A 280-nucleotide genomic window follows, 5' to 3' on the forward strand; every position below is an offset into this window, starting at 1 on the left:
GCGTACAAGATACTCAACCAAATTCTGCTGTCACAGCGACTGCAAGCTGCTCTACGGCGACTGCAAGTCAAACTCTGCAGGCTAATTCCGTCTACAGCGCACTTGCAGCTTTTGCTGTTACGCAAAATGGTACAGCCTACGCTTGGGGCAATCCAGTTTGGGGCGGACAAAATGCATCGTCCTCAGTGATTACAGGTATTGCACAGTTGTTCCCTTCAGATCGCGGCTTTGCTGCACTGCTAACTGATGGCACGGTTAAAGTTTGGGGTAGCAGCTACGT

At 50.7% G+C, this 280-nt stretch carries 1 protein-coding gene; it reads left to right on the forward strand.

Annotation, left to right across the window (positions count from 1 at the left end; genetic code table 11):
* Positions 1-280 (forward strand): hypothetical protein (locus QN347_RS19780; RefSeq protein WP_323494393.1); only part of this gene is annotated, 280 nt, incomplete at both ends.

The sequence above is a fragment of the Sphingomonas sp. 10B4 genome (assembly GCF_035019905.1).
Classification (GTDB): domain Bacteria; phylum Pseudomonadota; class Alphaproteobacteria; order Sphingomonadales; family Sphingomonadaceae; genus Sphingomonas; species Sphingomonas glacialis.